This is a genomic window from Terrabacter sp. P2_E3 (assembly GCF_056403915.1).
This window is the reverse complement of sequence record NZ_JBFUEN010000023.1, coordinates 16,443-38,331: the sequence shown is the minus strand read 5'-3', so window position 1 is coordinate 38,331 and position 21,889 is coordinate 16,443. Positions and strand designations below refer to the sequence as shown.

General features: G+C 69.8%; 22 protein-coding genes. 14 read left to right on the top strand and 8 right to left on the bottom strand.

The window, feature by feature from the left end; genetic code table 11:
- Nucleotides 1-52 precede the first annotated feature (52 nt).
- From AC1DW8_RS21950 to AC1DW8_RS21915, 8 genes are all read left to right on the top strand, one after another.
- A complete protein-coding gene (locus AC1DW8_RS21950; RefSeq protein ID WP_478095868.1) occupies nucleotides 53-703 on the top strand; it encodes an ArsR/SmtB family transcription factor in 651 nt (216 codons plus the stop codon).
- A complete protein-coding gene (locus tag AC1DW8_RS21945; protein WP_478095867.1) occupies nucleotides 700-1,965 on the top strand; it encodes an MFS transporter in 1,266 nt (421 codons plus the stop codon). Before AC1DW8_RS21950 ends, AC1DW8_RS21945 begins: the two co-directional genes overlap by 4 nt.
- A 130-nt stretch (nucleotides 1,966-2,095) precedes the next feature.
- A complete protein-coding gene (locus AC1DW8_RS21940; protein WP_056776055.1) occupies nucleotides 2,096-2,524 on the top strand; it encodes a Crp/Fnr family transcriptional regulator in 429 nt (142 codons plus the stop codon).
- 494 nt (nucleotides 2,525-3,018) lie between these two features.
- The gene (gene nrdR / locus AC1DW8_RS21935) at nucleotides 3,019-3,516 is read left to right on the top strand and encodes a transcriptional regulator NrdR (RefSeq protein WP_478095866.1); all 498 of its coding nucleotides are present in this window, start codon (nucleotides 3,019-3,021) and stop codon (nucleotides 3,514-3,516) included.
- Between the two features lie 94 nt (nucleotides 3,517-3,610).
- A complete protein-coding gene (locus tag AC1DW8_RS21930; RefSeq protein ID WP_056776059.1) occupies nucleotides 3,611-6,538 on the top strand; it encodes a vitamin B12-dependent ribonucleotide reductase in 2,928 nt (975 codons plus the stop codon).
- Nucleotides 6,539-6,764: 226 nt separating this feature from the next.
- On the top strand, nucleotides 6,765-7,148 hold the full coding sequence (locus AC1DW8_RS21925; protein WP_478095865.1) for a hypothetical protein: 384 nt from the start codon (nucleotides 6,765-6,767) through the stop codon (nucleotides 7,146-7,148).
- A gap of 323 nt (nucleotides 7,149-7,471) precedes the next feature.
- Nucleotides 7,472-8,836, top strand: a complete 1,365-nt coding sequence (locus AC1DW8_RS21920) for a hypothetical protein (RefSeq protein WP_478095864.1) — start codon at nucleotides 7,472-7,474, stop codon at nucleotides 8,834-8,836.
- Nucleotides 8,836-9,420 (top strand): hypothetical protein, encoded by a 585-nt coding sequence (locus AC1DW8_RS21915; RefSeq protein WP_478095863.1) that lies wholly within the window; start codon nucleotides 8,836-8,838, stop codon nucleotides 9,418-9,420. The genes AC1DW8_RS21920 and AC1DW8_RS21915 overlap by 1 nt, the downstream gene beginning before the upstream one ends.
- A 212-nt stretch (nucleotides 9,421-9,632) precedes the next feature.
- Here AC1DW8_RS21915 and AC1DW8_RS21910 read toward each other — a convergent pair whose 3' ends face one another.
- The 3 genes from AC1DW8_RS21910 to AC1DW8_RS21900 all read right to left on the bottom strand — a co-directional run bounded on the left by AC1DW8_RS21910 (nucleotide 9,633) and on the right by AC1DW8_RS21900 (nucleotide 12,463).
- Nucleotides 9,633-10,715, bottom strand: coding sequence for a hypothetical protein (locus AC1DW8_RS21910; RefSeq protein WP_478095862.1), 1,083 nt, complete (start codon nucleotides 10,713-10,715; stop codon nucleotides 9,633-9,635).
- The gene (locus AC1DW8_RS21905) at nucleotides 10,708-11,214 is read right to left on the bottom strand and encodes an RNA polymerase sigma factor (RefSeq protein WP_478095861.1); all 507 of its coding nucleotides are present in this window, start codon (nucleotides 11,212-11,214) and stop codon (nucleotides 10,708-10,710) included. Before AC1DW8_RS21905 ends, AC1DW8_RS21910 begins: the two co-directional genes overlap by 8 nt.
- Nucleotides 11,215-11,389: 175 nt before the next feature.
- A complete protein-coding gene (locus tag AC1DW8_RS21900; RefSeq protein WP_478095860.1) occupies nucleotides 11,390-12,463 on the bottom strand; it encodes a hypothetical protein in 1,074 nt (357 codons plus the stop codon).
- 508 nt (nucleotides 12,464-12,971) lie between these two features.
- Between AC1DW8_RS21900 and AC1DW8_RS21895 the strand changes: the two genes are divergently transcribed.
- The 3 genes from AC1DW8_RS21895 (at nucleotide 12,972) to AC1DW8_RS21885 (ending at nucleotide 16,347) form a co-directional block, all read left to right on the top strand.
- On the top strand, nucleotides 12,972-14,246 hold the full coding sequence (locus AC1DW8_RS21895; protein WP_478095859.1) for a hypothetical protein: 1,275 nt from the start codon (nucleotides 12,972-12,974) through the stop codon (nucleotides 14,244-14,246).
- Between the two features lie 674 nt (nucleotides 14,247-14,920).
- Nucleotides 14,921-15,523 (top strand): DUF1326 domain-containing protein, encoded by a 603-nt coding sequence (locus AC1DW8_RS21890; RefSeq protein WP_478095858.1) that lies wholly within the window; start codon nucleotides 14,921-14,923, stop codon nucleotides 15,521-15,523.
- A 5-nt stretch (nucleotides 15,524-15,528) separates the two neighbouring features.
- Entirely contained in the window at nucleotides 15,529-16,347 is an 819-nt protein-coding gene (locus AC1DW8_RS21885; RefSeq protein WP_056776073.1) for a DUF2182 domain-containing protein, read from the top strand.
- Nucleotides 16,348-16,398: 51 nt separating this feature from the next.
- On the opposite strand, the gene AC1DW8_RS21880 is transcribed toward AC1DW8_RS21885, so the two are convergent.
- Both AC1DW8_RS21880 and AC1DW8_RS21875 read right to left on the bottom strand, forming a co-directional pair.
- On the bottom strand, nucleotides 16,399-17,079 hold the full coding sequence (locus AC1DW8_RS21880) for a response regulator (protein ID WP_478095857.1): 681 nt from the start codon (nucleotides 17,077-17,079) through the stop codon (nucleotides 16,399-16,401).
- Nucleotides 17,076-18,272, bottom strand: a complete 1,197-nt coding sequence (locus tag AC1DW8_RS21875; RefSeq protein ID WP_056776075.1) for a sensor histidine kinase — start codon at nucleotides 18,270-18,272, stop codon at nucleotides 17,076-17,078. The genes AC1DW8_RS21880 and AC1DW8_RS21875 overlap by 4 nt, the downstream gene beginning before the upstream one ends.
- A gap of 199 nt (nucleotides 18,273-18,471) precedes the next feature.
- Between AC1DW8_RS21875 and AC1DW8_RS21870 the strand changes: the two genes are divergently transcribed.
- Both AC1DW8_RS21870 and AC1DW8_RS21865 read left to right on the top strand, forming a co-directional pair.
- Complete coding sequence (locus AC1DW8_RS21870; RefSeq protein ID WP_056776077.1) at nucleotides 18,472-19,194, top strand: ABC transporter ATP-binding protein; 723 nt, start codon at nucleotides 18,472-18,474, stop codon at nucleotides 19,192-19,194.
- The gene (locus tag AC1DW8_RS21865) at nucleotides 19,191-19,934 is read left to right on the top strand and encodes an ABC transporter permease (protein ID WP_082623021.1); all 744 of its coding nucleotides are present in this window, start codon (nucleotides 19,191-19,193) and stop codon (nucleotides 19,932-19,934) included. Before AC1DW8_RS21870 ends, AC1DW8_RS21865 begins: the two co-directional genes overlap by 4 nt.
- 83 nt (nucleotides 19,935-20,017) lie before the next feature.
- Here the strand turns inward: AC1DW8_RS21865 and AC1DW8_RS21860 are convergent, their stop codons facing one another.
- From AC1DW8_RS21860 to AC1DW8_RS21850, 3 genes are read right to left on the bottom strand one after another with little or no spacing between them, the layout of a single operon-like run.
- On the bottom strand, nucleotides 20,018-20,257 hold the full coding sequence (locus tag AC1DW8_RS21860) for a hypothetical protein (protein WP_478095856.1): 240 nt from the start codon (nucleotides 20,255-20,257) through the stop codon (nucleotides 20,018-20,020).
- Entirely contained in the window at nucleotides 20,254-20,991 is a 738-nt protein-coding gene (locus tag AC1DW8_RS21855; RefSeq protein WP_478095855.1) for an RNA polymerase sigma factor, read from the bottom strand. Before AC1DW8_RS21855 ends, AC1DW8_RS21860 begins: the two co-directional genes overlap by 4 nt.
- On the bottom strand, nucleotides 20,991-21,425 hold the full coding sequence (locus AC1DW8_RS21850; RefSeq protein ID WP_478095854.1) for a hypothetical protein: 435 nt from the start codon (nucleotides 21,423-21,425) through the stop codon (nucleotides 20,991-20,993). The genes AC1DW8_RS21855 and AC1DW8_RS21850 overlap by 1 nt, the downstream gene beginning before the upstream one ends.
- A 2-nt stretch (nucleotides 21,426-21,427) precedes the next feature.
- Between AC1DW8_RS21850 and AC1DW8_RS21845 the strand changes: the two genes are divergently transcribed.
- Nucleotides 21,428-21,889: a hypothetical protein gene (locus AC1DW8_RS21845; protein ID WP_478095853.1), complete on the top strand. Its 462-nt coding sequence runs from the start codon at nucleotides 21,428-21,430 to the stop codon at nucleotides 21,887-21,889.

Sequence of the window (21,889 nt, the reverse complement as noted above, 5' to 3'; positions counted from 1 at the left end):
AGTCATACAAGAACTCTTGTGCAAAAGCCGGTGCCCGCCCGAGGCTGGGTGCATGCCACGACGCACCGCCTCCGAGCGCCATGCCGCCACGAGCCCCGCCTCCACCGACACGCTCGGCAGCGAGACGGGCAACGCCCTGCTCGACGTGCTCACCGCCTTCCACCATCCGACCCGCCGCTGGCTGTGCGAGCTGCTGGCCGTCGAGGGCCCCGCGACCGTCGGTCAGCTGGCACGGCGCACCGGCCTGGCGGTCGGATCGGTGAGCCACCACCTCGGCACGCTGCACCGTTACGGCTTCGTCGAGCCGGCGCCCGAGCTGGCCCGAGACACCCGGGAGAGCTGGTGGCGCAGTCGTCCCCGACAGCTCTCGTGGGACGCGACCGACTACGGCGAGGGGACCGTCGCGCGGCGGATCGCCGGGGCGGCTGAGGCCGAGAACTTCCGGCACCACGTGCGCGCGGTCCAGCGGTGGCTCGCGGAGGGCGAGTCGGCACCGGCCGAGGTGCGGCACGCGTCGGTAGCGACCGACACCCTGGCGGCCGCCACCGTCGACCAGATGGGCGAGCTGAGCCGTCGGCTCACTGCGCTCGTCGTCGAGTGGAGCGAGCAGTGCCGCGCCGACGTGGAGGTCCACCCCGACGCCGAGCGTCTGCCGGTCCGGGTCTCGGCGCGCGTCTTCCCGAGCGGACCGGTGAAGCCGTGAGCGCCGGCACCGGGCCGGCGCGGGTCTCGGCGTCCCCACCCGCCACCGAGCCGTCCCTCATCGGCGCTGCGCCACCGCCCGTCACCCGCGACCGGATGGTCCAGGCCTGGGTGGGCGCGATGGCGCTGTCGTGGTTCGGCGACGCCGTGTGGACCGTGGCGCTGGCCTGGACCGCCGTGCACACCTTGTCGCCGACCATGGCGGGCGTGGTTCTGGGCGCCGAGACGCTGCCGCAGGCCGTCTTCGTCCTCCTCGGCGGGGTCATCGCCGACAGGTGGGACACCCGGCGCATTCTCGTCACCGGACGGCTAGTCCAGGCGGCGGTCCTGCTCGGCGGCGCAGCCGCGTGGGCCGCTGGGGTCAGGGGCGCACCTCTCCTCGTCACGATGGGTGTCTTGCTCGGCACCGCCACCGGGCTCACGCTGCCGGCCGGGGCGACGCTCGCCCGCCAGCTCGTGCGCCCTGAAGACCTCGCGACCGTGAGTGGCTGGAACCAGATCGGCGGCCGCGTCGCGCGCCTGCTGGGTGCGCCCGTGGGAGGTGTCGCGGTCGCGGCGATCGGCCCTGCCGGGGCCATGCTGGCGAATGCCGTCACCTTCGCCGCGATCGCCGCCGTCCTCGCGGGCGTGGTGCGCCCGCGCTACCGGATGCCCCGGCTGCCCCACGCGTCGTGGACGGCCAGCCTGAGGGACGGGGCGGCATACCTGCGCGGGGACGAGTCGGCCCGACTGCTCGTCCTCGGGCTCGCGGCCCTCAACGTCTTCGTGTCGCCGGTCATTGCCCTCGGGATCGCCCTGCGGGTCAGCAGCTCCGGCTGGGGGCCGGGCTGGCTCGGCGCCGCCGAGGCGGCGTTCGCCGTGGGGGCGATCTCCGGCAGCGTCGTCGGCATCCGGTGGCGGGTGGCCCGCCCGGCTCGCGCCGGCTTTGCCGCCCTCGTCGGGCAGGGTGTCTGCATCGCGGGCACCGGGGTCGGCTCGCGCGCCGTCCTGTCGGCGTCGATGCTCCTCATCGGGGTCGCGGCGGGTGCAGCGTCGGTGTGGCTCTCGGGGACGTACCAGCGCACCATCGCGCCGAGCCACCTCGGGCGCGTCTCGTCGGTCTCGAGCCTCGGCGACATGGCGCTGGTGCCGCTCGCGATCCCGGCCTTCGGTGCGCTCGCGGCGGGCACCTCGGTCCTCACGGCCGCCGTCGTCTTCGGCGCGGCGATGTCGGTGCTCTGCCTGTGGTTCGCGACCCGACCCGGCATCGCGCGGCTGAGCTGAGCGACGGGCGCGTGCTCTGCCCTCCCGGAACGTCTTTCCTCGTCTTCGTCGAATGCCTACCCGCACGCTCCGACGAGGGCTACCGTCGAAGGGCCGGCCCGCGAGTGGGCCACGAGGTGGGAGGCACTTCATGAGCCTGAAGGACTCGCTCTGCGCCGTCGAGCTCTTCTGCGAGCTGCCCGACGACCTCGTCGAAGAGGTGATCGCGCGCGGCTCCACGGTGAAGGTGGGCCCCGGCGTACCCGTCGTCAAGCAGGGCGACCGGGGCGCCGGCATGGTGATGCTGCTCGAGGGGACGGCCGACGTCGACGTCGACGGCCGAGGAGTCGGCTCGCTGTCGAAGGGTGACTACTTCGGTGAGATGTCGCTCATCGACGGGTCGGGGCGCACGGCCACGGTCACGAGTGGCCCCGACGGACTCAGTGCCTTCCGGCTCTCGCCCGCCGCGTTCACCGACCTCATCGACCAGCACCCGCACACCGCCGTCCTGCTGCTGAAGGGGCTCGTCACCCGCGTGCGCCAGCTCGAGGTGCAGCTCGGCGAGGCCGCGGCTCGCTGACCGACGGCGCCACCCGACCCCGCGCACCGGGCCGGGTCTCACGGCCGTGGTGCCCGGAGGGGCCCGATCGTCGCGGTCGCGGCCAGGCGGCATACGCTCGTGAACCCGTAGATGGGGGAGTGGGCGGCGCCGGCCACCCCTAGATGTTGGGGATGGATGCCTCGCGACACGCCGGGACGCCTGGGACTGGAGTGACGTTTGTGCAGGTCAGGGACGCGACGCGCCGGACCTCGCGCACGTGCTTGCGATCGGGGTCACACCATGCCTACAGTTACCCCTACATCTAGTAGTTACACAGATGTAAGACGTCCACATGTAGTCCCCAGGCAAACGGGGGTTACGCACAGGTCATCCCCACGTCATCCCCAGATCCATCCCCAGCCCCGACCGGTCCCACGAACACCGGGCGGGGGTTGGGACGGGCTCGGGACGGCATACGGGACGGCTTGGAACCGTTGAACGACTGGGTCTCGGGGAAGGGAAGGTGACCAGACGTGCACTGTCCGTTCTGTCGCCACACCGACTCGCGGGTCATCGACTCGCGCACCACCGACGACGGCGCCTGCATCAGGCGCCGGCGCCAGTGCCCCGAGTGCAACCGCCGCTTCACGACGCTCGAGACCTCGAGCCTCAACGTGATCAAGCGGTCGGGGGCCTCCGAGCCGTTCAGCCGGGCCAAGGTCCTCTCAGGCGTGCGCAAGTCATGCCAGGGGCGGCCCGTCAGCGAGGACGATCTGGCCCTTCTCGCCCAGAAGGTCGAGGAGGCGATCCGGTCGCAGGGAAACGCCGAGATCGAGGCGCATGAGGTCGGCATGGCCGTCCTCGAACCGCTCCGCGAGCTCGACGAGATCGCATACCTCAGGTTCGCCAGTGTCTACCAGGCCTGGGAGAGCCTCGAGGACTTCGAGGGAGCCATCGCGCTCCTTCGAGCCGAGCACGACGCGCTGGGGGAGGAGCCCACAGCTCCGTCCCGGCTCGACGTCCAGCGGTAACCACCCTCCACAGCACGTCCGGGACACCCGCCCTGTCGGTGCCCCACGCAACACTTGAAACCAGCAGCAGATTCGGTCAGGGAGGCCGCACGACATGACGGAGATCGGTAACCGCAGCTCACGCTCGAAGGCAGGCGCCAAGGGCGTCAAGATCGAGCGCATCTACACCACGCCCGGTGTGCACCCCTACGACGAGGTCACGTGGGAGAAGCGCGACGTCGTCCAGCAGAACTGGAAGACGGGCGAGACGATCTTCGAGCAGCGCGGGGTCGAGTTCCCCGACTTCTGGTCGGTCAACGCCAGCACCATCGTCACCACGAAGTACTTCCGCGGCGCCGTCGGCACGGCCGCCCGTGAGGTCTCGCTCAAGCAGCTCATCGACCGCGTCGTGCTGACCTATGTCGCCGCCGGCAAGAGCAACGGCTACTTCGCCTCGCCCGACGACGCCGAGATCTTCGAGCACGAGCTGACCCACGCCCTGCTGCACCAGGTCTTCTCGTTCAACTCGCCCGTGTGGTTCAACGTCGGCACCAAGAGCCCGCAGCAGGTCTCGGCCTGCTTCATCCTCGCCGTCGACGACTCGATGGACTCGATCCTCAACTGGTACAAGGAGGAGGGGAAGATCTTCCAGGGCGGCTCCGGCGCCGGCCTCAACCTCTCCCGCATCCGCTCCTCCAAGGAGCTGCTCTCCTCCGGTGGCACGGCCTCCGGTCCCGTCTCCTTCATGCGCGGCGCCGACGCGTCCGCCGGCACCATCAAGTCGGGCGGCGCGACGCGTCGTGCGGCCAAGATGGTCGTCCTCGACGTCGACCACCCCGACATCGAGGAGTTCGTCGAGACGAAGGCGCGCGAGGAGGACAAGATCCGCGCCCTGCGCGACGCCGGCTTCGACATGGACCTCGGCGGCAAGGACATCGTCTCCGTCCAGTACCAGAACGCCAACAACTCGGTCCGCGTCAACGACGAGTTCATGAAGGCCGTCGAGGACGGCACGGAGTTCGGGCTGCGCTCGCGCAGCGACGGCTCCGTCATCGACACGGTCGACGCCCGTGAGCTCTTCGGCAAGATCGCCAAGGCCGCGTGGGAGTGCGCCGACCCGGGCATCCAGTACGACGACACGATCAACGCGTGGCACACCAACCCCGAGACGGGCCGCATCACCGCGTCCAACCCGTGCTCCGAGTACATGTCGCTCGACAACAGCTCGTGCAACCTCGCCTCGCTCAACCTGCTGAAGTTCCTGCGCGACGACGACACGTTCGACGCCGTCACCTTCCAGAAGGTCGTCGAGCTCGTCATCACCGCGATGGACATCTCGATCTGCTTCGCGGACTTCCCGACCGAGCCGATCGGCGAGACGACGCGCAACTACCGCCAGCTCGGCATCGGCTACGCCAACCTCGGTGCGCTCCTCATGGCGACCGGCCACGGCTACGACTCCGAGGGTGGCCGGGCGCTCGCCGCCTCGATCACCTCGCTGCTCACGGGTGCCGCCTACAAGCGGTCCGCCGAGATGGCCTCGGTCGTCGGCGCCTACGCCGGCTACGCCCGCAACGCGGACGCCCACAAGCGGGTCATGCGCAAGCACCAGGCCGCCAACGACAACATCAAGACGCTCGACGCGATGGACTCCGACGTCCACAAGCTCGCGACGAAGGCGTGGGACGACGTCGTCAAGCTCGGTGAGAAGCACGGCTACCGCAACGCCCAGGCGTCGGTGCTGGCCCCGACCGGCACCATCGGCTTCATGATGGACTGCGACACGACCGGCATCGAGCCGGACTTCTCGCTCGTGAAGTTCAAGAAGCTCGTCGGTGGCGGCTCGATGCAGATCGTCAACCTGACGATCCCGCGGGCGCTGCGCAAGATGGGCTACACCGGCGAGACGGTCGAGGCGATCGTCGAGTACATCGCCGACAAGGGTCACGTCATCGACGCCCCCGGCCTCAAGCCCGAGCACTACGAGGTCTTCGACACCGCCATGGGTGCGCGCTCGATCTCGGCCATGGGCCACGTGCGCATGATGGCCGCGACGCAGCCGTTCCTCTCCGGTGCCATCTCCAAGACGGTCAACCTGCCGGAGACGGCGACGGTCGAGGAGATCCAGGACGTCTACATGCAGGGCTGGAAGCTCGGCATCAAGGCGCTCGCCATCTACCGCGACAACTGCAAGGTCGGTCAGCCGCTGTCCGACGGTGGCTCGACGGCCAAGGACAACAAGGCCGCTGCCGAGGCTGCTGCCGCCGAGGTCAAGGTCGAGAAGGTCATCGAGTACCGCCCGGTCCGTCGCCGCCTGCCCAAGCGTCGCACCTCGCAGACGACGTCGTTCGCCGTCGGTGGGGCCGAGGGCTACCTCACGGCCGGCACGTACGACGACCAGCAGCTCGGCGAGATCTTCCTCAAGTTCGGCAAGCAGGGCTCGACCCTGGCCGGCGTGATGGACGCCTTCTCGATCGCCGTGTCCATCGGTCTCCAGTACGGCGTGCCGCTGGAGACGTTCGTGGAAAAGTTCACGAACCTCCGCTTCGAGCCGGCCGGCCTGACGGACGACCCGGACGTGCGCATGGCGCAGTCGATCATGGACTACGTCTTCCGCCGCCTCGCGCTGGACTACCTCGACTTCGACACCCGCTCCTTCATGGGCATCCACACGGCGTCGGAGCGGGCGCGCCAGGTCGAGACCGGCTCCTACGAGGCCATCGAGTCCGACGAGTCCGACGAGGACCTCGAGGACGAGCTCGAGTCGCTCCAGCAGTCGGCCCCGGTCTCCAAGAAGGCCGAGCACAAGGCCGAGGAGGCCCACGCCGAGTCTCCGGCCGCGGCCGCCGAGGTGAAGTCGGGTGCGGGCGCTGCCTCCGCCCGCGAGATCTCCAGCGACGTGCACAGCTCGGCCGAGCTGCTCGAGAAGTTCGGCGGCATCACGGCCGACGCGCCGATCTGCATGACGTGCGGCACGAAGATGCGCCCCGCCGGCTCCTGCTACGTCTGCGAGGGTTGCGGAAGCACCAGCGGCTGCAGCTGATGTCGATGGTCAGAAAGTGTCACGAGCGGCTAGATCGCGATTGACGACTTCTTGGTCACGTATGTCGCAAGTTCGTTCAGCGTGACATGACCGCACTGGGGCGGCACCGGATTCGGTGCCGCCCCAGTCGTTAGCAATGGTCAGCTCCGTCGTCGGCCGACGATCGCCCGGGAGCGCGAAGGGGCTCGCTCCCGTGCACGAGATGACGCTCGAAGGGTCAACGGGGGTGCAGCAGGCCATCACTCGCGTGTCGCCCGACGGGTTGCGGTGCCGAGCCGTGGGGCTCGCGACTGCCGCATTCCGGGACGTCGGCAAGTGCCCGATTTGTCTCGGGTCCCTCGAGGGAGGCACGCGCGAGCATGCGCCCCAGGAGGACCTCGGCGGCCAGCGCAGGACGGTGACCTGCGCGAGCTGCAACAACAGGCTTGGCAGCTTCGTCGAGCCGGAACTGCGTGACTGGTTCGATGACGCGCTCAAGCAGGTGTGGCCGAGTGGCGCTGCAGTTCAGGGGCGCCGGAGGATCTCATGCGTGCTCGTGCGCGCGGTCGGAGACCAGGTCGCGCTCATACCGGAGAAGCCGCTTCACCCGACCTTGCGTGCTCGGCTGTAGGACGACCTCGCGAAGCTGTGCCCGTCGTCCGGACCGGAACCATTGGTTCCCCTGTAGGGAGAACTCGCCGATCCGTTCATTTACTTCTAAGCGCTCCCCGTCGACCTCCAAAGGCGCATTACTGAGCGCTACCGATCGGCCCAAGTCGGACGAGGCAGTCGTCCTACGCACGTGACGTCCGAGCGCCCGATGGGGCGAAATCGCGTCATGCTCGCGTCTCTTCCGTGCGCATCCCTATCGCCGTCAGGGTGCAGCGGCGCAAACCGCGGAGTCCGGCTCCGCCTGCGTGGTGACGTTGGCCGTCCGGGGCTGATGGTATGGGCTTGGCAAATCCGGGCGTTCGGGTTGCCGACTTCTGCTGCGTACAGCAGTCTGCCGCGGGCAGGGGTCTACAGGGGACCCTCGTCACAGGGGAGTTACTTCATATGAGAGTGACGCGTTCAGTCGTCATCATGTTCGTGGGCCCACTCCTGGCGACGGCTGGAGCGGTTGGTGCGCATGCCGCACCGGCCGCGCAGTCGGCGCCGCTGGCACAGCCGCCGTCGGGGAACGTCCTTGCCGCCGGGGAGGTGAGCCGCTCCACAGGAGCGCTGAACACCGAGACCATCCTCCTGCAGTCCAGCGAACGCCAAGGCGTCATCGCCGGAGCCAGCGTCAAGCTGATCTGGTACCCCGGTCTCGACACGGCGGCCACGGGCGATGTCATCACGCCCGTGGTCCTCTCAGCGGGGCGAACCGACGTGAACGGCCGATACCAGCTGACGGCCACGCCCAACGACAAGATGGTCGCCGAGGCCAACCGCAATGACGGCTGGGTGAACTTCCAGCTCACGGTCGACTCGGCGTCCGGGACGACCAGCCAGAACTTCTCCCGCGCCTGGCACAACCACGCCTGGTCGACGAAGGAACGCCAAGACCTCGCCGGCCCTGTCAACGTGCAGTACGTCTACGACACCAAGGGAAAGCTCCTCAACGGTACGCCGAAGGCCGTCAACGGCGTCGCGACGGCGACCACGGCCACCGCCTATGGATGCCAGTACGTCATCGACACCACCTACCGCCTCTCGACGCGCCTGGGACAGCACCACAACGCCTCCAACGCTGACTCGTACTGGCAGTACGGCACCACGGCCGACTCCGACATCGACGTGGGCGCCAAGTCGTGGGGCTCTTCCGCCTGGTCCATCAGCGGGAGCGCGCACGTGGGCAACTCGCTGAGCAGTGCGGTGACCAGCAGCCACACGACAGCGTTCCACGCGTGGATCAGGACCGACATGCGCTACCAGAAGGGGCACATCCAGGACTACTACGGCGCGGCCAACGGCAGCACCTGCTCAGGCAGCGGCCTGCGCGTCGGTGACCAGAAGACGGCGGTCCAGACGTGGGCCGGTGGCGTCGGCTCGGACACCCAGGCCGGAGCGTATGACCGCGGCTGCATCCAGTCGCCAATGTCCTCTTACCGGGGCACATACCCGGCCGGCACCGGCCTCACGATCTCCTCGTCCCGAGCGACCCGCTCCTCCGTTGCCGTGTCGACGCCGTACCTGAACCTGGGCGGCACGTCGGGCTACTCCACGAAGATGGACATGCACTGGGACAGCAAGCGCGGTCGCGGCGTTTGGCTTTGCGGGATCACCGGAGATGAGGCCACCAACCCCGGCATCATCCACTCCCAGAACATCGTCTGATGATGCGTGTAGCCCGCCAGGTGATCCGTCGCGCAGCCGTCGTGGGTGTCTTGGCGCTGCTGCCGGGCTTGGCGGGCTGCAGCGGCTCTGACCTGAAGGATGGGCCGTTGCGTATACGTGGCGGCGACGCAGTGGTCACGATGGAGTCGAAGGTCGGGCAGATGGTCGCCTACGGCTTCAACGTCATGACGAACGAAGGCGGCAGTCCCATCACGAACCTGTCCGCGGAACTTGTACCCGCGGCGGAGGAAACCGGCGACGGCATCTTGTTCGAGCCGGCCGTCGTCGTCGACATCACAGCACTCGACACCGGCTATCTCGGCGCGGGGTCTTGGCCTGCAAAGGAGTGGTCGAACCACGCGAAACCCTTGCAGGGCTTCGAGATGACGGCTGCCTCGGACGGCCAAGTCGAGCTCTTCCTTGTGGCCAAGGTGACCAAAGATGGGCAGTGGCTCTGGCCAAGGACCAAGGTCGAGTACGACTACGCCGGCAGTCACTATGCGGAAGAAGTCACCAACGGCTTTGCCGTATGCGCCCCGGCACCGTGCACGCCACGGACGTCGGCCACCGCCTCCGGAGGCTGAACGCAGTTGGTGTGGCAGGACGCTCGTTCGTCCTGCCACACCAGCAGCTTGACGCCAGGGCCTTCATGCGCCTCGGAACAACACCGGGCGGCCTTGGCCGCACCCACGCCCGCACAGCGGCAGATGAGGGCGTTCCGGTTAGGGCCGGAAGATGGCTGCTTGCGGTACCTCTTGGCCTTCGTTCGAGACTGCGGTGTAGCGCGCCGGGCGGGTCAGAGCGGGTGGAGGGTTCCGGGGGGTGGGAGCGGGTGGGTCATCGGGGGCAGGTCGTTCCAGTGGGGCGGGATGAGGAACCGGTCTCGGGGCTGGTGCTCGTAGTATCCGGCCACCTGCGGCAGGGGGGTCTGGCGGATCTGCCAGGTCTTGCCTTGGTCGAGGCTGACGACGAGCTGGTCCTTGTTCTCGGTGACGCTCTGGTAGTAGGCGACTTCGCAGTTCGGTCCGCCCTCGGCCATCGTGGCGGAGTAAGGGGCGGCCGGCAGGGCGGTGCTGGCGAACGAGCCGTCGCGCTGCTGGATGACCAGGCGCGGGTTGGCGCCGACCCCGGCCAGCCCCCAGAGCCCGCAGCCCCGGGCGGTCGGGGTCGCCCAGCGGGTGTCGGGCACCTCGGGGATCGCGAGCCGTTCCAGGGTCCGCCCGCTCTGGTCCAGGGTGCACAGGCCCACTTGGTCGGCGCAGTCGATGCTGGGCGCTCCGAAGCTGTGCGTGGTGGGGCGGTCCAGGACCGTGAGTTGCACTGGTTGGGTCATCGTCGCCGAGAGCAGGTAGGGACCGGGGTTTCGGTGCGCCCAGTACCAGAGGCCGTCGCCGACCTCGCGGAGCAGCCCGCCCCCGCCCGCGGGGGGTTGCTGGCTCGAGTCGGTGACACCGGCGAGAGTGACGAGCCGGTGGCCGGAACCATCCACGACGACGATGGCTTCGCGGCCGAGGCAGCCATGGTGTGGGTCGGGGTGGGGGCAGCGGTTCCACACTGTCAGGGTGGTGCCCGGGTGGGTGCGGGACTCGAGCTGCTTGACGACGAACGCGTCGGGGTGCCCGAGGATCTGGTCCGCGGTCCAGTCCGGCACGGCCACCGAGGTCACCTGCGGTGCCGGCTGGGCCGGGATCTGCTTCGGGTGCAGCTGGCTCAGGCCGGCGACGGCCAGCGCGAGGGCGAGGACGGCGGCCACGGCGGCGGCGACGTTGGCGGCCGCGCGGCGGCGGCGGGCTCGGCGGCGGGCCGCGATCATGACCTCGAAGGGGGGTGGGTCGATGGACCGCTCGGTGTCGCGGGCGAAGCTGTGCAGGTCAGACATGATCGGCCTCCTCCCGGTCGCTGAGATGGCCGGCCATCTGGGCGCGGGCCCGGGCCAGGCGCGCCTTGACCGTCCCTTCCGGGATGGACAGCTCGCGGGCGATCTGCGCGACGCTGAGGTCGCCGATGTAGTGGAGCACGACGGTCACCCGGGTGGGCAGGCTCAGCTGGCTCAACGCGTACACGAGGGCGAGGTGGTCCTCGGGGGCCTGCGGCCCGAGGTCGATCTCGAGCTCGGCACGGAACTTCGGCAGGACACGCCCGGCGACCCGGGTCCGGCGCCAGCGGTTCCGCAGCACGTTCAGGGCCACGGTCCGCAGCCACGCCTCCTTGTTGGCCGCCTCGGTGAAGTCCTGCTGGTGCGTCAGCGCGGTCAGGAACGACTCCTGCACGAGGTCCTCCGCCTCCGACCGGTTGCCGCACAGCGCCACCATCTGGGTCACGAGGCGTCGGTAGGACAGGTCGTAGACCGCCCGGACTGCGTCACCGTCGTCGTCCATGAGCTGACCACCTACCGATCCCCCCTGACGATGCCTCCACTGAGACGAACCCCTGGACGGTGTTTCGGTTGCATGCGCTCGAGCGACTTCGTGCGTCCTCGTGCTCGTCAGGGTTCAGATCCTCGAGCTGGCGGAACTCGACGCGGAGGGCGAGGCGGGCCCGAGTCCGGAGGTGTCAGAGTGGCTGGAGCCCTCGAGGAGGCGGGAGGGGGTGTGGCATCGGGGGCAAGGACGTCCACCGTGGCGGGATCAGAGTCCTGAACCGGGGCTGCTCCTCGGCGTAACCCGCCACCTGCGGCATCGGTGTCTGCCGGATCTGCCACGTCTTCCCTTGGTCGAGGCTGACGACGAGCTGGTCTCTGTTCTCGCCGATGCTCTGGTAGTAGGCGATCTCGCAGCCAGCGCCGCCCTCGGCCATGGCGGCCGCGGCGCTGTCGTCCGGGATGTCGGCGCTGGCGAAGGAGCCGTCGTGCTGCTGGATGATCAGGCGGAGGTTGCCGCCGACCCCTGCCAGGCCCCAGAGGCCGCAGCCTGTGGCGGTCGGGGTTGCCCAGCGGGTGTGGGGGACCTGCGGGATGGCGAGCCGCTCGAGTGTCCTCGCGTTCTGGTCGAGGGTGCACAGGCCCACCCTGTCCGCGCACTCGATGCTCGGGACCCCGAAGCTGTGGGCGACAGCCCGGTCCATGACTGTCAGGTGTGCCGGCTGGCCCATCGTCGCCGACAGCAGGTACGGGCCGGGGTTTTGGTGCGCCCAGTACCAGAGTCCGTCGTCGACCTCGCGGAGCAGCCCCTCATCGCCCAGCGAGGGCTGCTGGCTCGACCCGGTCACCGCTGCGAGGGTGGCGAAACGGCCGTCGGATCCGTCCACGACGGCGATGGCTTCGCGGCCGAAGCAGTCATGGTCCGCGCGGGGTTGGGTGCAGCGCTTCCACACCGTCAGGGTGGTGTTCGGCTGGCTGCGGGACTCGACCTGGGCGACGACGAACGCGTCGGGGTGCTCGACGATCTGGTCCGCGGCCCAGTCCGGGACGAGCAGCTGAGGTGCCGAACCCGACGGGAGCTGCCTGTGCCCGAGCTGGCCCAGGCCGGCGACCGCCAGTACCAGGGCAAGGACGGCGCCCAACGCGGCGGTCACGGTCACGGCCGACCGGCGGCGCCGGGCCTGGCGCTGGGTCGCGATCATGGCCGCGAAGGGCGGCTGGTCAACGGACCGCTCGGTCTCGCGGACGAAGTTGTCCAGGTCAGACATGGTCCGCCTCCTCTCGGTCGACCACGTGGCCGGCCATCTGCGCGCGGGCCCGGGTCGGGCGCGCGTTGACCGTCCCTTCCGGGACGGACAGGTAGCTGGCCGCCTTCCGAATCTCCCTGACGTTGCTTCCACTCCGGACGAACCCCCAGACGGTGCTCGGGTTGCGTCTGCCCGGCAACCCCGGTGAGCGACCCGGGGGCTGCCGCTCGGAGCCCTTCTTGCGACTGCGAACGAGCACCACGCGACGAGTCGACTCGTCGTCCCCGCCTGCCGCGTGGATTGGATCGCAAAGGGAGCAGCGCGCGAGAGCCACGGCTGCGGCCACCCCGCCGGCCCCGATCACGGCGGGAATGCAACCGAAACGCCGTCTCGAGGTTCGTGAGAGTGAGGCATTTCCACGTTTCCGCCCTCGCTGCGCCGCGACCAGCTGGGAGCTCGGCCCAGATGCTGGGATGCCCGCGCAACGAAAGCGGAAGCCCCACCGACCACCCGGAACAGGTGAACGAAGATGAACAGATCACCATTGACACTCGAGGTCGTTACCGCGGCGACTCTCGAGGTGGCCGGCCATCAACCAGCTCTTGCCCAGGCGACCGGAGCCCTGCCGCGCCGGCCGGTGCTCATCGAGGACACGACACTCAGCGCCGACCCCGCCGGCTGCGTCGGCGACGGAATCGGGCTTGCGCGCCGCCGTTCTCGAACTGAGCACGTCAAGCTCTGGGGGAGGCTCTCAATGGCCCGTCGAACCACACACGGAACGCGGCTGGCGGTGGTCGTCACGGTCGCCCTGCTGCTGGCAGGCGTCGCCGCCGGTTGTTCCGCCACTGCGGGTTCGACAACGCCCACCGGCGCTTTGCGATCGCCTGCGTCGCCCTCGACCGTGCCGCCTCCGGGGTATGCGAGTACGTCGTTCGTGGTGGCGTTCGACGTCACCCCGCCGGCGTGGCTGGACCCGAAACCGGCCGTCGAGCAGGCCAACTTCGTCACCTGGGAGAAGCCCAACCTGCCCGCCGTGCGCATCCTTGCCCCCGAGAGCATCTACCGGCCCGGCGACGCGAAGGAAAGCGAGGTACCGAACGACTACCTGCCCTACCTCCTCGGGCAGGCGAAGGTCGGCGCCCACTTCAGTGACGAGACCCATGCCACGGTCGCAGGCCAGCCAGCCACCATCGTCACGGCCACGACCGACACAAGCATGGACGGCTCGCTCGGGTGCCCCGCCAAAGGCACCCTCGCGCCCGCCTGCTTCGGACTCCAGCCGGAGCTTCAACTGCGCATCGCCGTGCTGAAGGTGCACGACCGGACCATCCTCATCTGGCTCCGGACGGACAAGAACATGAAGGCTGCCGACCTGGCCGCCAAGGTCGCGTCCTTCAACGACCTCCTTGCGAGCATCCGCTTCAGCTCCCGACCCGTGCAGACAGCCACGACCGCCGCAAGCACACCACTCGACGGCACGTACCAGATGAGCGTTTCCTGGCCCAAGGTCAGGTCCGCCGGGGCGCGGTGCGTCGGCGGCCCAGAGGGGACCAACCCTCTAGTGCTGTACGAGCTCGACCTTGACCACGGGTCGCTGGTGCTCTGGGTCCAAGTCGGCGGACCGACCGCCAAGCGTGAGGTCGGCCTGACCGACAGCTACCGCATCGACGGGCTCCGGATCTCCTTTGGAGACGCCTCGTTCGAGTACGCGCTGAACGGGCAAGCCCTGACTCTGTCGAAGATGCAGGGCGGCGACTGCGGCGGCGGAGCGATCTTCATGACGAACCCGTGGATCCGCAAATGAATCCACGCCCGCCCGTGCCGCGACCGCGACATGCGGGCCTCGGCATCCTGCCCATCGTGGCGATGCGAGCGTTCTCCTGACTGCCCCTGGAGGTCGTGCTGGATGGTTTGGCTCCGCGCCCTGAACGCCGCGCCTGTGGCGGCCCGGCCCTCGAGTGAGGGGTCTGAGGACTCACATCCCAGCTCGGAGGTCGTCGACCCCGACGGAGAGCGTCCGGTCCGCACCGTGGCCTGCGTCCAGCCCTGTGCATCCGCATCGCAGGAACGGTCCGGTGTTTCGGTCACCGTGCGGCAGCCTGGGGCCACTTGGTACTTCAAGCGGACAGGGTAGGGATGGTCAACAGACCAGTTCGGCTCGCAGTCCGTGACGACCCCTCATCGGCATGACAGCAAGAGCGCTTCCGCGTTCCGTGAGCGCACTGGGCCGACCCGGCCCACCGGGGCACGCACGGATCCGGAAGCACCTGCCTCGGCCCGTCGCCGCCCGCCGCCGGGCGACAAACGAGTCGAAGTATCCCAAACAGTTCACGGGGACGGAGGCCCCGGACCCTCCGGGGACACGTCGGCCTGGTGGGGGAGCCGCAGATCGCGCCGAACGGGGAAATGGCCCCTCAGTTTCGTTGACGCGCAACGCCGTTGGGGAAAAACTGGAGGGCACGAGGAAGGGGTTCGACGATGGCGTGGAATCTGACCGGTAGCTACGTGGAGACCTGTTCGTGCGAGCTCATGTGTCCGTGCAACCTCTCCCTCGATCACGGCGCAACCTACGACTTCTGTCGGGTGACCCTCGCCTTCACCATCAGGGAGGGCCAGGTCGAGGGCACTGACATCAGCGGGCGGAGGGTCGTGTTGATCGCCGACACCCCGAAGGTGATGACCCAGGGCAACTGGCGGCTCGGGGTCTACGTCGATGATGACGCCAGCGATGAGCAGTTCGACCAGCTGGTCAAGGTCTTCGGCGGGCAGCTGGGTGGGCCGATGGGTGCTCTGGCGCCCTTGGTGGGGGAGGTCGTGGGGGTCGAGCGCGCCGCCATCGACATCTCGGACGAGGGGCTGCTGCACCGTGTGCGGGTGGGTGACTCGATCGACTTCGAGATCGAGGACATCGTCCCGTTCGGCGTCGAGACCGGAGAGCCGGTGCGTTTCCACGGAATGTTCCACCCGGTCGGTTCCGACCTGACGATGGCCGAGGCACGCCGCACCCGCATCAACGCGTTCGGGATCTCGTACGAGGGCAAGACGGGCCTGTCGACGTCCACGTTCGCCTGGGCCGCCTGACCTCGATGCGCGCGCCGGCCGAGCCGGGGGGTGATGCGGGTCCGGGTCCGGCGATCGCCGCGATGCGCACGCGCGTGGGTCTGGTTGTCGCGCTCTTCGCCCTCGCCGCGCTCGGCTGGCTGCTGACTGCGCGTGAGATGCGCGGGATGGATGCCGGACCCTGGACGAGTCTCGGCAGCCTCGGCTGGTTCCTGGGCATCTGGGTGGTCATGATGGCGGCGATGATGTTGCCTTCCGTCGCACCCACGGTCGCCTTGTACTCCCGTCTCACCAGGACCAGTGCGCCGCTGTCACCCTGGATGTTCGCCGCGGGGTATCTGCTGACCTGGGCCGTCGCGGGGGTCATCGCGTACGGCATCGGGGTGATCGTCGGTGCCATCTTCGGGGATGCACTCGCGTGGGACAACGCCGGGCGGGCCGTCGCGGGCGTCACTCTGGTGGTCGCCGCCGTGTACGAGCTCACCCCCCTCAAGGACGTGTGTCTCGGCGCGTGCCGCAGCCCTCTTGGTGCGCTTCTGGGCTCGTGGCGCGGTGGATTGAGGGGGGCCCTGAGGATGGGAGTTCGCAACGGGGCCTGGTGTGTCGGATGCTGCTGGGCCCTGATGGCTTCCCTCTTCGCGCTGGGCGTCATGAGTCTCACGTGGATGGCCCTCGTCGCGGGCATCATCGCCCTCGAGAAGCTGCTCCCGTGGCGGCGCGTCGTCACGTACGCGACGGCCGCGCTCCTGCTGGTCCTCGGCCTGCTGCTGTTGTCCGCCCCGAATGCGCTGCCGGGACTGACCACCCCGTCGGGCATGACGATGTCGGTCGGCCTGCCTCGATGACGTGGGCTGACCCGGCGTAACTGCCGGGGCCGCGGCCCGCGTGGGCCGGGTTCAGGGGGCGTGCGGCTCCACGAGTCCGCTCTCGTAGGCCATGACGACGAGCTGGGTGCGGTCTCGGGCTCCGAGCTTCATGAGGAGTCGGCTCACGTGGGTCTTGGCCGTCGCCGGGGTGACGAAGAGCTCGGTGCCGATCTCGTGGTTGGACAGGCCCCTGGCGACGAGCAGGAGAACCTCCCGCTCGCGCTCCGTCAGCGCGTCCAGGGACGCGGGCGGGTCGGGTCGTCCGACCATGTCGGCCGGCTCTCGCCGGACGAACTCCTCGATGAGCAGGCGCGTCACCGTGGGCGCCAGCAGCGACTCACCACGTGCGATGACTCGGATCCCGTCGAGCAGCTGGGCCGGCGGCGTGTCCTTGAGCAGGAAGCCGCTGGCTCCCGCGCGCAGGGCTCCGAAGACGTACTCGTCGAGGTCGAAGGTCGTCAGGACGAGCACGCGTGTGGACAGGCCGAGGGCGGCGATGGCGCCTGTCGCCGCGAGTCCGTCCATCACCGGCATCCGGATGTCCATGAGCACGACGTCCGGCTCGAGCTCGCGCGCGAGCGCGACCGCCTCGGCGCCGTTCTCGCCCTCACCCACGACCTCGAGGTCGGGCGCGGAGCCCACCAGCACGCAGAACGCTCCGCGCACGAGGGCCTGGTCGTCCACCACGACGACGCGCACCGGCGCACTCACGGCGTCTGCACCGCATACGGCAGCGTGGCGTGCACCCGGAACCCACCTCCGGGCCTCGGGCCGGCCTCGAAGCTCCCGCCGTAGAGCTCCACCCGCTCCCGCATGCCCACCAGTCCCTGGCCGGCGCCCGGGGCGACGCCGACGTCCGACGCCGGGACGTCCCCACGGCGCGGACGCCTGGCTGGTCCCTCGTCGAGCACCTCGAGGTCGACCTCCTCCTCCGAGCAGGCGATGTGGACGTGAGCGACGGGTCCGCCGTGCTTGAGGACGTTCGTCAGCGCCTCCTGCACGACGCGGTATGCCGCGAGGTCCAGGCCGGCGGGCAGGCTCGCGCCGTCGCCGGTCGAGCTCACGGTGACCCCGACACCGGTCCGGCGCGTCTCGGCCACGAGCCGTGGGATGTCGGCGAGCCCGGGCATGGGGTGCATCGCGGTCTCACCGTCCTGGCGGAGCACCCCGAGCATGCGACGCATCTCGGTGAGCGCACCACGGCTGGTCGACTCGATGACCGCCAGGGCGTCTCGAGCTGCCGTCGGGTCGGTGGCGATGACGTGGCTCCCGACACCCGCCTGGACCGCGATCACCGACATCGAATGAGCCACGACGTCGTGCAGCTCGCGGGCGATCCGAAGCCGCTCCGCCGTCACGGCCGCGCGGTCCCGGTCCTCCCGCTCGCGCTCGAGCAGGCGGGCTCGCTCTTCGATCGCCGCCCACCGGAGACGTCGCTGGCGCAGGTTGTCGCCGGCCAGCCACGCGACCGCTGTCGCGAGCAGGGTCGAGACGACGTCGCTCGGGGAGACCACGCCTGCGGGTTGGGCGGCGATGGCCAGACAGAAGGCCCCCACGGTCGCGCCGAGCGCCAGGAGCGAGTCGCGGCGTCGACCGTGCAGCGCGAGTCCGAACAGCAGAGCGAAGGCGCTGACCCCGGGGTAGGGGGCGTAGTGGAGCAGCGAGAAGGCCACGAGGGCCAGGAGCGTCACGGTGAGGGCGAGCCACGGGGCTCGGCGGTGCACGGCGTACGGCGCCGTCATGAGGATGCCCAGCACCCAGGCCCACGCGTCCACCGGCCGCTGCCCTGCGCGGACGGCCACGCCGAACGACAGGACGAGCAGGACGAAGAGGCCGAGCGCGACGAGAGCGTCGGCGACCCGTGGGTCCAGCCGCCGCGGGCGTCGCCGCCAACGCGTGTCCATACCTGAAGGGTAGGGAGCGCGGGCCTCCGTGGGATCGGCTTCGGGGCGTACGCCCCGGGAGGTATGCCGTCTCGTGGGCGACCGATGACCCCACCCCCAGGCGCACGCGGAGGCTCGGCCGCACGGCCGACGACCGAGGACCCCGTGGAGCCGGATCGTTGGTCTCAGCCAAACCGGCCCGACACAGGAGCTCAGCACTATGCCAACACTCTCGTTCCACCAGCTCACGAAGCACTACGGTCCCGTCACCGTCCTCGACGGCTTCACGGCGACGGCCCTTCCCGGCCGAGTCACCGCGTTCCTCGGCGTCAACGGGGCAGGGAAGACGACGAGCATGCGGATCATGCTCGGTCTCGCCGACCCGACCAGCGGGGAGGCGACGATCGATGGCGTCCGCTACGCCGACCTGCCCCATCCGACTCGCGTCGTCGGCGCGGTCCTCGACCAGGGATTCCACCCGAACCGCTCTGCCCGCAACCACATCCGCCTGACCGCGAGGCAGGCGGGGGTTCCCACCGACACGGCAGACGACCTCCTCCACCGCTTCGGTCTCGGGGCCGCGGCCGGTCGCCGGGTCGGTGGCTTCTCGCTCGGCATGCGTCAGCGGCTCGCCCTGGCCTCGGCGCTCGTGGGCGACCCGTCAGTGCTCGTCCTCGACGAGCCGCTCAACGGCCTCGACCCGGACGGCATCCGCGAGATGCGCCGCTTCCTGCGGTCCTTCGCGGACGCCGGCGGCACCGTCTTCCTGTCGAGCCACCTGCTCAGCGAGGTCGCGGCGGTCGCTGACGACCTCGTCGTGATCCACCGCGGCACCCTCGCCGCCGCCGGCCCGGTCCGCGACATCGTCACCGACGACACCGACCTCGAGTCGGTCTTCCACGACCTCATCCACTCCACCGACACCCAGGAAGTCTGGTCATGAGAACCCTTGTCTCCCTTGAGCTCTACAAGCTTCGCACCACCCCCGCTGCGTGGGTGAGCCTCGGCATCACCCTCGTGCTCGGAATGGCCTCCGTCGCCGCCAACGCCCTCGTCCCCAGTCCCGGGGGACCGGCCTTCGGGTCGACGGACCACGTCAACCACACACTCTCCGTGTCAGCGCTCACCTCGATGGTGATGTTGGCCATCGGGGTGCTCGTCGTCGCCGGCGAGTACCGACACCGCACCATCATGCAGACCTTCCTCGGCGAGCCCCGCCGCGCCCGGGTGCTCGCGGCCAAGGCCGTCACCGTCCTCGGGCTCGGTGCACTCCTGGGCGCCGGCACCTTCGGCATCGCCTACGCGGAGGCCGTGATCATCTACGGCGCCCGCGGGGTGCACTCGCTGCCGATCGACGTGGCCCAGCTCTGGATCGGCGCCACGGTGGCCTCCGCCCTCTACGGCCTCGTCGGCGTCGCACTCGGGGCACTGACCCGCAACACGGTCGCTGCCATCGTCGGGGCGATCACCTGGGTCATGATCATCGAGGTCGGCATCCTCGCCAGCGCCCTCCCCGAGGTCGCCCAGTGGCTCCCCGCGGGGGCTGCCATCGCCCTGACCAGCGTCGGCACGGCAGCGCACGGGATGCTGAGCCCGACGACTGCTGCCCTCGTGCTCACCGGTTGGGCGTTGCTCATCTCAGGGGTCGCGGCCCGCTTCAGCCTCACCCGGGAGGCGCACTGAGCCACCAGCAGGCGACCACGTCTCGGGTCCACACCGGACCCGAGACGTGGTCGCCTGCCGGGTGGCGGAGCTGGGCCCGAGCCTCACCGGCCGTCGAGCAGCCGCAGCAGCGACTCGGCCTCCTCGTCGCAGGCTGCGCACCCCCGCAGGTGGGCGGCCATCGCCTCGTCCCGGTAGGTGGGGTCGTGCACCAGCGCCTCGGCATAGCTGTCCATCCGTTCGAAGCACTCGTCGCACGAGAGCCAGGGGGTCGTGTCCTGCAGCAGCGCACAGACGTTGCGTGGTGTCAGGGCGGCCGAGTCGGGGCGAGGTGTCGTGCTCATGGAGTGCCTGCCGTGGGGGTGGGGGAGATGCGTGAGCGGGCGTCGGAGGGGGCCGGATCCGGCGGGTTTGCCGGGTGGACGGGCAGGTAGCCGTTCGCGGTGAGCTCCGTCCGCAGGCGGACCCGGAGGTCGTGCAGCGTCTTGTAGAGGGCTCCTCGGTTGGTGCCCAGGCGGTCGGCAAGAACGTCGATCGGGATGCCGTCGACGAGGAGGGCGATCGCGATGCGTCGCTGGTAGGGCGTGAGAACGCCACGCATCGCGGCGGCCACGGCCGCCGCGAGGTCGTTTCCCTCCGCATACAGCTCGGGGTCCTCGTGCCGCGGCGCGCTCGGCACGTCGAGGTCACGGAGCTCCACCTCACGGTGCTGCCACTGCAGCCGCCGGACCTCGGTCGCCGCCTGGAGGATGGCGAACTTGAAGGCCCACGTCGTGAAGCGGCTCCGCCCCTCGAAGGTGTGCAGCTTGGCCAGCAGGGCGGTCATGGCCTCGTCGGCCGCCTGGTTGACGATGACGTCGACCGCCGACGGGGAAGGATCGGGCAGCGCGGGACGCATGCGCCACACCTGGTGCGCGGCGGCCCGGAGCATCAGTGCATGCAGCTCTCGCAGGGCCGCGGCCTGTTCGGGTCCTCCACCGGTGAGCGCCTCCACCCAGTCCATCGGGCCCGGGGCATCCGACGGTGGTGACGACACCGAGGTGTCCGAGCGCTGCTCGTCCCTGCTCACGGCGGTCATCAGCCCACCTGCGGCGCATCGAGGCCGTCGAGGCCGTCGAGGCCGTCGAGCGGGGACAGGATGCGTGCCGCGAGCTCCGGCGGGCAGCCGGCGTCCACGAGCTCGAGCAGCGCGTGCAGGTCGACCCGCTGCCGGGCCAGGTCACGAGCGAGCAGGGCCGGGAAGCCCGCCTCGCGCAGCCGGCACCTGCGCCACTCGACGACGTCGAGCGGTGGTCCGGCGGACTGGCAGGGGACCGCGGTGGCCGGGGTGTGGGTCTGGTGCGGGGTCATGCCCTGTTGGCGGTGTGCAGCGTCGCCGGTCTTACCGGTCGGGGACAGCGCGGTAAGACCGATGGCGCGTGGACGCACTAACACCCCGTCAGCGTCCCACTCGGCCGGCTCGATGTCGCGGAGCAGCCCGGAGGGCACCGAGCCACCAGTCCAGGAGGACACGCATGGTCACCATCGGCAGTCCCAGCACCACCCGTCGGGTCGAGCGCCCCGCACGTCCGGACAGGAGTGACCCCACCTACCAGGCGTATGCCGTGCTGCGCGCTGCCTTCGTCGTCGCCCCGGTCGTCTTCGGTCTCGACAAGTTCACCAACCTCCTCGTGCAGTGGGACCAGTACCTGGCCCCCGTGCTGTCCCGGCCGTTGCCGGTCACACCGCACGAGGCGATGTATGTCGTCGGCATCGTCGAGGTGGTGGCCGGCCTGGTCGTCGCCCTCCACCCGCGTCTCGGCGCCATCGTCGTGGCCGCGTGGCTCGGCGGCATCATCCTCAACCTGCTGCTCCTCCCCGGCTTCTACGATGTGGCCCTGCGCGACCTCGGCCTGATGTCGGCGGCCGTCGCCCTGCAGCGGCTCGCCACGCGCTTCGACCCGCGCCCCGTGCTGTGGCCGGTCCGGCGGGGCTGA